Below are 9,026 nucleotides of genomic sequence, written 5' to 3'. Positions count from 1 at the left end.
GCCATCCTCGAACAGCGCGACAAGGAAGAACGCATCCGCATCACCCAGATCAACGAAGCCCTCAGGCAAGGCCGCGAAGACGGCCTCAAACAAGGTCTCAGACAAGGCCGTGATGAGGAACGTGTCAGTGTCGTGATGAATATGCTCGGAGAGGGTCTGGATATCGCGTTGATTTCCAAGGTGACCGGCTTGTCTCATGCCGAAATCGAAGCGCTAAAACTCTCAGCGGCAGAGAAAACCGGCTGATTTCGGCCGACAGGGAGCTGGTCATGGCCGTCGGTGTCATATCAAAGCGCCGACTCGGGGCCGCTTCCCCGCGATGAATCTTCCCGGCCTGTCTTATGCTCGTGACCAGACGATCAAACAAGTTCCTGGCCTGTGCCATGATTGTCCGGCTCCTTGTTCAACAGGTCGAGGTATTTTGCATAGCAGTACAGGCGATTGCGCTGGCGATTCGTTATTTCGCGGATGATCCCGAGCTCTTCGAGCAGTTTGAATCCCCGCAGAATCGTCGGCAGAGCGAATTTCGTCAGCTTCTGCACCTGGTTCGAGTTCAGAAGCGGGCGCCGGATGAAGCAGTCGAGCACCTGCAGTGCGGAAATTCCCGGCCGGCCCGAGGCTTTCACCTTTTCACGATCCCGGGCCGTCAAGTCGTTCAACAGTTCGGTCAGACCGACGGCTTCGGTGGCCGATACCGTCACTGCGTCGGCAAAGAAGCCGAGCCAGGCCTCCCAATCCCCTTCGATTCGGACCTTCTGGAGAAGATCATAATAGGTCTGCCTGTGTCGTTTGAAATATAAACTAACATATAATAACGGATGCCGAAGAATCTTGTCGTGGATCAGGATCAGCGGGATCAGCAGACGACCGATCCGCCCGTTCCCGTCATGGAACGGATGGACCGTTTCGAACTGCACATGGGCGAGGGCCGCCTTGATGAGCGGCGATGTTCGGGAGGGAATATCGTTCAGAAAGTTTTCAAGGTGCCCCCAGCACTCCATCACCCGCAAGGGGGGCGGTGGAACGAAGGCGGCACGGCTCGGCCGGTCGCCGCCGATCCAGTTCTGCGTCTTCCGGAACTCACCCGGGGCCTTCCGGGAGCCCCTCCCCTGGGCCAACAGATCGCGATGGCAGGCCAGGAGCAGGTGAGTCGAAGGCGGCAATCCCTGGGCAAGCAATGTCATTCCCGTTTCCAGGGCATGAACGTAACTCGACACTTCCCGAACATCGTCGATGGGGACTCCAGGGGCGGCATCAGCCTCGAACATCAGAAGATCCGATAGGGACGACTGAGTTCCCTCGATATTCGAGGAAAGGACCGCTTCTTTTCGGATGAAGGTATACAGCAGAGTGCTCGCGTCGGGAAGGAAGCGCGAAACGCCGTTCAACTGTCCGAGCGCAAGATGTGCGCGATCCAATTTTTCCTGGAGAATCGGGTCGATCGACAGCGGCGGGTCAGGCGGAAGGGGCGCAGGAACGAATGCGCTACAAATCTCGCCTGCCCCGATGCTCTCCTCATACAGGCCAATAGTTGTTCGTTTCATGAAAGGAACATTTCGTTATTTTGCAGATAGACTAGTAACAGATAATAGCATATCCGTTAGTAAGAGGGGCGATTTTTCACTTTCCCAAGCGCTGAGCACGTGACGCGAGGCGGGTGAGATCGAAGTTGATGCTGGTGAGGAGTGGGAAAAAGAATTTTCCCCGACCTGTGGTTTCGCGTGATGGATGGGTGAAGCAGGATTGCCGGCGCGACGTGAACCGGCCGGGCCGCTTCGAATCGTCAGGCGAAGGAGCGGGATGATGGCGGAGCGGAAAGTGTATCCGTTGCGGAATGACGTCGTGTTCAAACTCGTGTTCGGCAGGGAGGGCAACGAGGAGATCCTGGCGAGACTGATCGATGCGCTTCTACATTTCACCGGCGACCGGTGTATCGCCGAGTTGACCCTGCTGAGCCCGCTGAATCTGAAGGAGTTCCACGACGACAAGTTCACGATCGTCGACGTGAAGGCCGTCGACGGCGCGGGCCGTCGGTTCACGATCGAGATGCAGGCCAACCAGGAGGCCAGCTTCGCGAAGCGCCTGGCATACTACCTGGCCCTCCTGTATACCGGCCAGCTCCGCGAAACCCAGGGTTTCGACCAGCTCAACCCCTCCTATGGCATTGCGATTCTCGATTTCGTGATGTTCGACAGGCTCGACCGGTTCCAGTCTGCGTTCCAGTTCCGCGAGAAAGACACCGGCCTGCTCCTGCCCGACCTGATGGAGCTCCACTTCGTCGAACTCCCCAAGTTCAGAACCCGCCCCCGCCGCTTGCAAACCCGCCTGGAAAAGTGGTTACATATCATACGGTTCGGCGAGATGTATGCAGGAAGCAAGCCTCTGCCGGATGATTTGCAGTCCGACAAGGAGCTGGTCATGGCCGTGAAGGAACTCAAGCGCGTCAACTCCGACGAACGCACCCGTGCCATCCTCGAACAGCGCGACAAGGAAGAACGCATCCGCATCACCCAGATCAACGCCGCCTTGAAACAAGGCCGCGAGGAGGGCCGTGATGAGGAACGTGTCAGTGTCGTGATGAATATGCTCGGAGAGGGTCTGGATATCTCGCTGATTTCAAAAGTGACCGGTTTGTCTCGTGCCGAGATCGAAGCACTGCAAAAGGCCCACGGAGCAGGTTCGGCTAAAAGCTGATCCCGCAAGCGCCAATGTCACATTCCCGTTCGTGCTGAGCCTGTCGAAGCACGAGAAGCTTTCGCCGCCCCCCTTCGACAGGCTCAGGGCAGGCTTCGACAAGCTCAGGGCGAACGGGTGGATTTCATGCTGCAGGAATGCCATCCCGGAATGGAAATATGTTACATTGTTACAAAGTGACAAAAAGGGGGAAATGTGTCAGTTTCTGCGAAACGGGACCGGCTGACGATCGATATCGCGCCTGAAGAGCATCGCAAGATAAAGGCCTATGCGGCTCTGCACGGCAAGACGCTGAAGGAGTTTATCCTCGAAAGCATCAAGACGCAGATGGAACGCGATGCCGAAGAAGCGGACCTGCATTCCATGACCACAAAACCCACCTCTGCGTTGAAGGAGGTCTGGGACAACGAGAAGGATTCCGCGTATGACGAAATGTAAGAGGGGAGACATCGCTCTTGCCCAGATCGTTTTCACGGATGGGACCGCAACGAAGAAACGCCCCGTTCTCATTCTCAGCGGAAAGCAGTTCAACGACAGAAGAGAAGAAGTCGTCGTCGCCGCGATAACGAGCAATACGACGCGAAAAATCACCGGTGACACGAGGATCAGAGAGTGGAAGGAAGCCGGGCTTCTGTATCCGTCAACTCTGACGGGCATTCTTTTCACGATCAAAAAACATCTCCTCGAGAAAAAGCTGGGAACCCTCTCACCCGAGGATCTCGAACGAGCTGAACGGAATTTCAGGGAGATTCTCGAGTTGTAGCCCGGCGTCGTTCTTTCGGCAGGGTTGGTGCCATGTTTCCGGCAGGTGCGGGGCGTCGGCGCGGCGAATTCTGCGCTGGGAGCGGATTCCTGGTTTGGTACAATTGTTGCTTCCTTTAGCTGTCACAACAAGAGGCTGGTTTATCGACAGGAGGAAGATGATGAAACGCAGGATTCTGACCGGGTTGATGGCGATCGCGATCTCCGTTCCGTGCTGGGCCCAGGAAATCGTCGTGGGACAGGCCGACCAGAGCGACCAGGCGACGCCGGTGAGTTTTCAGGACCCGTTCGGCCAGGGCGGCTACGGTCGCCCCCCGGAACCCCGCGTTCCCGTCGAAGTCGGCCAGCAGAACCAGGGACAGCAGGCCCCCGTCGAGCAGTCCGGCCAGGTCGACCAGGCCGGGAAGGAAGATTCCTGGAACCAGTCCGGTCAGTGTGGTCAGGCCGGCCAGTCAGACAAAGCCGGACAGTCTGACCAAGCGGGCCAGTGCGGCCAGACGGATTCGTATGGATATCCCGGTCAGTCGGGCCAGTCGAACCAGGCCGGCCAGTATGGCCAGTCCGGTCATCATGGCCACCCTGGTCAGTCGAACGGCGGCTGCTACGGACGTCCCGATTACGATCCGGCCAAGCTCCAGACGGTCATCAGCCTGCTGAGCATGATCGAGAGCGATCTCGCGATGTGCGCCGGCAGCACCGGCCACTGGGGCCGCGACGTCATGGCGATCGGCCATATCAACAACGCCCGCTCGGCCCTCGAGCGCGCCCCCATGCACCCGGCCTGGCGGCCCCTGCTGGCCGAGATTCACGACCGGCTCGGCCGGATCCGGTTCCACCTGCTGATGAACGACGATGCCACCGCCCGCATGATGATGGGCGAAGTCCAGGCGATCGTCCGCTCGACGAAGGAATCGCTTTTGATCAACGCCGGCGTCCGCGTCCCCGGCCAGATAACCGCCCAGCGGCCCCGCGTCGTCGTGATGCCGCAGATTCCGACCGGCGGCTACGGCTCGAACTACGGCAACAACCAGGGCTCCGGCTGGGGCTCCGCCTGGGGCAGTGGCTGGAGCTGGGGCAACGGCAACGGCACCCAGCTTCCCGGCGGCACCATGCGGCCGGCCGGCCCGGAGTATCCCGCGCTTCCGCCGACGAACGAGCCACCTCGCTTCTGATCATCGAATCATGACAAAGGCCGCCCTCTCCCGGGGGTGGCCTTTTTCAACAGGGGCATAACCGCTGCCCTAACCGTAGGGGCGGTTCGCGAACCGCTCTACACAGCACCGGCGAGTGACTGCCTGAACATGCCGGGACGATGCGCCGTTGAAACGCATTCAAGCTTCAGGATTTCATCTGCGCCTCCAGCGCCATCTGCAGATTGGTTCTCACCAGATTCTGATGTACAATGCTCGAGAGAGTTCGGACGAAGGAGGGCGCGAGGATGGAGAGGCTGAAACGGATGCTGGCGGCGATGCTGATGGGGGCGCTTCCGGTGAGTGGTGCCGCGCAGGAGCCGCTGGCCCCGGCTCCGAACGGCGGGGCCGCCGCGGGTGAGGCGGGAACCTGGAAGCCCGACGAGGGGAAGCGGCAGGCCCTGGTCGAGTCGCTCCGGGCGCTTCAACGCGAGCCCGACAAGGTTCCCTTCCACAGCGCGATGTGCTACGACATGTCTATGCCGCCCGCGTCGGTTCAGTACACCTGCGAAACCTGCGGCACCGTCACCGACCTGCCCTACGAGGGCCCCGGCGAGCTTTCCGAGGAGCTTCCCTACCTGAGGCGATCGCTCCGGGACCTGCCCGTGAAGGTGACGATCGACCCCTCGCCCCTTTGCTCGAAGTGCGGCGGCGGGAAGCCGCATTGTATAGTGATGAATACAGATTGCGGCGAATGCGGAAAGGCGTTTTCCTGGAACGTCTCGACCAGCGACGAGAAGGACCGGCTCAAACTGCTGTTCATCGCCCACCCCGTCGACTCGTTCGATGCCGGCCCCAAGGGCATGGGAAGGAGCGGCCCCGACGCGAAGCGGGTGATCGAGAACGCCGACTACATCGCCTCCCGCCTCTTCTGCGAAGACTGTCGCAAAAAACTCGGCCTGACCGGAAAATAACTCCCTTCGAGGTTGCAGGGGCGGGTTTCAGACCCGCCCCTGCGGTCGATGGGTGAGATGCACCCGATAACGCATTATTGTTTCCGGCGGATGGTGGTGCGGGTGAAGAGGCCTTCGGGGGTGAACTCGAGCGAGGCGGTCAGTTCCTCGAGGCTGTCGACGAAGCGGTTCAGGGGCTGCGTCGCATCGGCTGTCCCGGGCTGGCGGGATTGTTCCGGGGTGCCGTGGATGGAGCAGGCGATGCCGCCGCGGCCGGGCTCGTCGCGGTAGGCGCCGCCCTCGGGGCAGAAGGGCACGTAGCCGTTGATCCGCAGGGACTCGTCGTTCCAGCGCGCGGCCGGGATGCCGCGCAGGCGCGACAGGGCGTGGAGCGAGCCGAGGTTGTTGAGGCAGGCTTCGCGCACCTGTTCCTGCCAGCCGAGGCGGGTCGCTTCGGAGATGCGGTCGAACGCCGTGTACCGCAGTCGGAATTCGAGGCTGGCGGTGGTTTTGAGGCGGTCGGTGGGACCGTTCAGCAGCCGTTCGATCACGCCGCGCTGGGTCGAAACCAGCAGGGCGCCGTCGTGGACCGCGAAGAAGAACCGGAAGCGGACGACGAAGAGGCCGAGTTCGAGCGTGTGAAAACCCGGTTTGCCCGTTCCGAGCGATGTTTCGTAGGTGCGCAGGCGGAGGCCGTCGGAGAAACGGGACTCGTCGCCCATCGAGTGGCGCACCAGCTGGTCGAGAAACTCTCGCAGGAAGCGGGCCGCGAGCGTTTCGTCGCGCACCTGGACCACGCCGAACACCGGCAGGTTCAGGGAATACAGCAGAACGCCCGCCAGGGCGGCCCGACTGGGATCGCGGGCCATGTCGATCATCAGGAAGCCCGAGGTGTCCTGCATGAACTCGAACCGGAGATCGCCGTCGACCAGCCCAAGAACGAAGCCGGGGCCGATCGCGCGCAGGAACTCGGCCTTCGTCAGGGTCGAGCCGGCGACCAGGCGGCTGATCGTTTCGTCCCAGCCGGAGGTGAGCTCGCCGACGCCCTCGCCGTTGAGTTTGCCGGCCAGGAGGCCGATCGTCTTCGGATGGATGGGCAGGTCGAGCGATGCCGGGTCGCCGCCGCACATCGTCTTGAACCCGTCGTAGAGCGAGTTTTCGACGAGCGGCAGGATGCAGGTCTCGAGCGAGACGCCGTCGGTCGCGAGCCGGCCGCGGATTCCCACCGGGTCGAAGAACCTCCGCCAGTACCGCTTGTAGGAATCGGCGAAGGCTTTGTATTCCGTGACCTCTTCCGCGGTGACACGGCTCGGCGGCCGTTCGATGATCGGCCGCAGGTAGCGCAGGCGGCCGTGGAAGCTGCAGACCGGCTCGGCGGTGCCGGAGGCGAGCGTGAAGGCGCCGCCTTCGGGGCAGGAGAGATACGACGGCTTCAGGCTGTTGTCGGCGACGAGATCGTCCAGGGTCGGGGTCTTTCCGGGATGCTCGTCAGCGTAGAGGGTGATCGCATTCTGGAGAAGACGCAGGCTGCCGATGCAGTGCAGCTGGCGGCGGCGGGCGATCTTCCAGACGGGGTCGACCAGCTGGCGGATGTGCGCGTCGGACAGGTAGAGGAACACGTCTTCCCGCGCCGGGTCGTGCGGAAACACCGTGCGCATGTAGCGGTAATCGGCTGACTGGGCCAGCGAGGGGCGGCGGCCGCGCCACACGGCGATGATGCGCCCGATCGCAGCGGCGCTGTTGGAGTAGACCGAGACCCCGTCAAGCTCGCAGGAGAACGAGTGGAGATGCCGGTCGGGGGTCGTGAGCGCGAATACCGGGACCCCGTCGATATCGAGGCGTTCCTCGCGGGCTTGCGGGAACCGCTCGCGGGCCGCGGCGAAGCGCTTCTGCGCCATCATGTCGAAGAGGGCCCGGTTTTTCACGGTGAACAGCACCGAGAGGTCGGTCCCCTCGTGCAGGAACGGGTCGGCGCCGCAGAGGGTGAGGTCGGCGATCACCTGGTCGCCGAACAGCCGCGTCAGCTCGGATGTTTCGAGGCACAGCTGGTCGAGCAGCTTCTCCTTCACGCGGGCGTCGTGGGCCGCGGCCTGAAGGGTGTGCAGCAGGCTGGTCCCCCACTGGTCGAGCAGGTCGCCGAACGCGATCTGGCGGTTGATGTCTGAAAAGTGACAGCTATAGAACTCGGCCGGAACGAGCCGGTCGAGCGGCAGGACGGTGGGCTTGCGGCCGGCGATCATCGTCTCGTAGGGGTGCGACTTGATGTCGGGGCCCGACAGCACCGTGATGGGCTCGGTCTGGTCGGCGGCGGTGGCCGAGGCGGGCGGCCTGTTCATGCGGTCGAGCTGGAGCGCCTCCTGGATGGCGAGGGCGCCTGTGGTGAGGGAATACAGATCGGCGTCCGGGGTGTCGCGTCGGCGGAAGAACGGCGAGCGGCTGTTGTCCGGATCGTCGCGGGTCAGGCCGAGCCGGATGGGAACCTGCCTCGCCAGGTAGGAAAACAGGCTGTCGGCGGGCGTCTGCCGGCCCAGGACAATCATGTGGCGCTTCCAGGTGTCGAACCAGTCGTCCCGCACGCGCGGGTCGTCGGTGACGTCGCTTGCGGGAACCTCGAGGGTGACCTCACGAAGCAGGCGGCCGTCGCGGCGGTCGTGCAGGCGAAGCCCGGCGGGGCCGGCGGCGCGGCACCGGCCAAACACGAGCAGCGCGGGCTTTTCCCGCAGGCTTTCCTCGTCGGCTTGACGGAGACGTTCGAGATCGTTGACGTCGGGCTCGATGGGGCCGTGGGCCTCGCACCGGACCGTCTTCGAGCCGCCGGAGTCTTTGACGAACCGGTACCGGCACCGTCCGGAAGGCCCCGTGATACGGGAGGAAATGTAATTTTCTTTATATAATATGTCAAGATATTCCTGGTCGGGGCCGGTGAACGGCTTGTCGTGGTCCATCTCGTACATCTCGGAAGCGCTCAGCAGGACCCGCATGTTCTGCCGGCATGCGGCGTTCTGGGCACGGGAAGAGCGCAAGCCCTGGCGCGAACTTCCGGTCGTCACCTGGAACAGCGCGCGGTCGACGGGCTCGGGCACTACGTCGGCGGCCGAGCAGTCCGCAAGTTCGTCCGGCGGCACGGTCAGCCGGAACCAGCCGTTCGCACCCTCTTTGTAGAATGCCGCCTCCCATGCCGCCGCCGGGGCGGCCGCCCAAAAAGCCAGGATTCCGGCCAGAGCCAGGATGCGTATGATTGCCATCGTGGTGTCTCCTCTCGATGTTCACCTGCGGATCAGAACCCCTTTTCCCGCCTTCCATTCTAGCAGGGTCGGCTTCACATGCAAAACCGCTTCACCACAGAGATGCTCCGTTGAATAGAAACGAGGTTTTCAGGAGTGTGTCCGCAGACGAAGGGCAGACAGAGTTTCATCTGCGAAATCAGCCTCATCAGCGTCATCTGCGGATTAGCTCGGCTCGTGGTATGCTGGGGGAAAGGACGTGG

General features: G+C 62.3%; 8 protein-coding genes. 6 read left to right on the top strand and 2 right to left on the bottom strand.

Annotation, left to right across the window (positions count from 1 at the left end):
- Window positions 1–246 (top strand): hypothetical protein (locus PLU72_14730; GenBank protein HOT29433.1); only part of this gene is annotated, 246 nt, incomplete at its 5' end.
- Between the two features lie 113 nt (window positions 247–359).
- Here the strand turns inward: PLU72_14730 and PLU72_14725 are convergent.
- On the bottom strand, window positions 360–1,544 hold the full coding sequence (locus PLU72_14725; protein ID HOT29432.1) for a Fic family protein: 1,185 nt from the start codon (window positions 1,542–1,544) through the stop codon (window positions 360–362).
- Between the two features lie 259 nt (window positions 1,545–1,803).
- Between PLU72_14725 and PLU72_14720 the strand changes: the two genes are divergently transcribed.
- From PLU72_14720 to PLU72_14700, 5 genes are all read left to right on the top strand, one after another.
- Window positions 1,804–2,694 carry an Rpn family recombination-promoting nuclease/putative transposase gene (locus PLU72_14720; protein HOT29431.1) on the top strand — a complete coding sequence of 297 codons (891 nt, stop codon included), beginning with the start codon at window positions 1,804–1,806 and terminating at the stop codon, window positions 2,692–2,694.
- A 195-nt stretch (window positions 2,695–2,889) separates the two neighbouring features.
- Window positions 2,890–3,132 (top strand): DUF1778 domain-containing protein, encoded by a 243-nt coding sequence (locus PLU72_14715; GenBank protein HOT29430.1) that lies wholly within the window; start codon window positions 2,890–2,892, stop codon window positions 3,130–3,132.
- The gene (locus PLU72_14710) at window positions 3,119–3,457 is read left to right on the top strand and encodes a type II toxin-antitoxin system PemK/MazF family toxin (GenBank protein ID HOT29429.1); all 339 of its coding nucleotides are present in this window, start codon (window positions 3,119–3,121) and stop codon (window positions 3,455–3,457) included. The genes PLU72_14715 and PLU72_14710 overlap by 14 nt, the downstream gene beginning before the upstream one ends.
- 160 nt (window positions 3,458–3,617) lie before the next feature.
- Complete coding sequence (locus tag PLU72_14705) at window positions 3,618–4,628, top strand: hypothetical protein (protein ID HOT29428.1); 1,011 nt, start codon at window positions 3,618–3,620, stop codon at window positions 4,626–4,628.
- Window positions 4,629–4,894: 266 nt separating this feature from the next.
- Window positions 4,895–5,560 (top strand): hypothetical protein, encoded by a 666-nt coding sequence (locus tag PLU72_14700; protein HOT29427.1) that lies wholly within the window; start codon window positions 4,895–4,897, stop codon window positions 5,558–5,560.
- A gap of 74 nt (window positions 5,561–5,634) precedes the next feature.
- Here the strand turns inward: PLU72_14700 and PLU72_14695 are convergent, their stop codons facing one another.
- Window positions 5,635–8,784 carry a hypothetical protein gene (locus PLU72_14695; protein ID HOT29426.1) on the bottom strand — a complete coding sequence of 1,050 codons (3,150 nt, stop codon included), beginning with the start codon at window positions 8,782–8,784 and terminating at the stop codon, window positions 5,635–5,637.
- Between the last annotated feature and the right edge of the window lie 242 nt (window positions 8,785–9,026).

It is taken from the genome of Candidatus Ozemobacteraceae bacterium, assembly GCA_035373905.1.
Lineage (GTDB): Bacteria > Muiribacteriota > Ozemobacteria > Ozemobacterales > Ozemobacteraceae > MWAR01.
The sequence above is the reverse complement of the archived record's forward strand: the minus strand, read 5'-3'. Positions and strand labels throughout refer to the sequence as shown.

Coding starts and splice junctions, on each gene's coding strand:
- PLU72_14725 (HOT29432.1), bottom strand. CDS start 1,544: ATGAAACGAACAACTATTGGCCTGTATGAGGAGAGCATCGGGGCAGGC.
- PLU72_14720 (HOT29431.1), top strand. CDS start 1,804: ATGGCGGAGCGGAAAGTGTATCCGTTGCGGAATGACGTCGTGTTCAAA.
- PLU72_14710 (HOT29429.1), top strand. CDS start 3,119: ATGACGAAATGTAAGAGGGGAGACATCGCTCTTGCCCAGATCGTTTTC.
- PLU72_14705 (HOT29428.1), top strand. CDS start 3,618: ATGAAACGCAGGATTCTGACCGGGTTGATGGCGATCGCGATCTCCGTT.
- PLU72_14700 (HOT29427.1), top strand. CDS start 4,895: ATGGAGAGGCTGAAACGGATGCTGGCGGCGATGCTGATGGGGGCGCTT.
- PLU72_14695 (HOT29426.1), bottom strand. CDS start 8,784: ATGGCAATCATACGCATCCTGGCTCTGGCCGGAATCCTGGCTTTTTGG.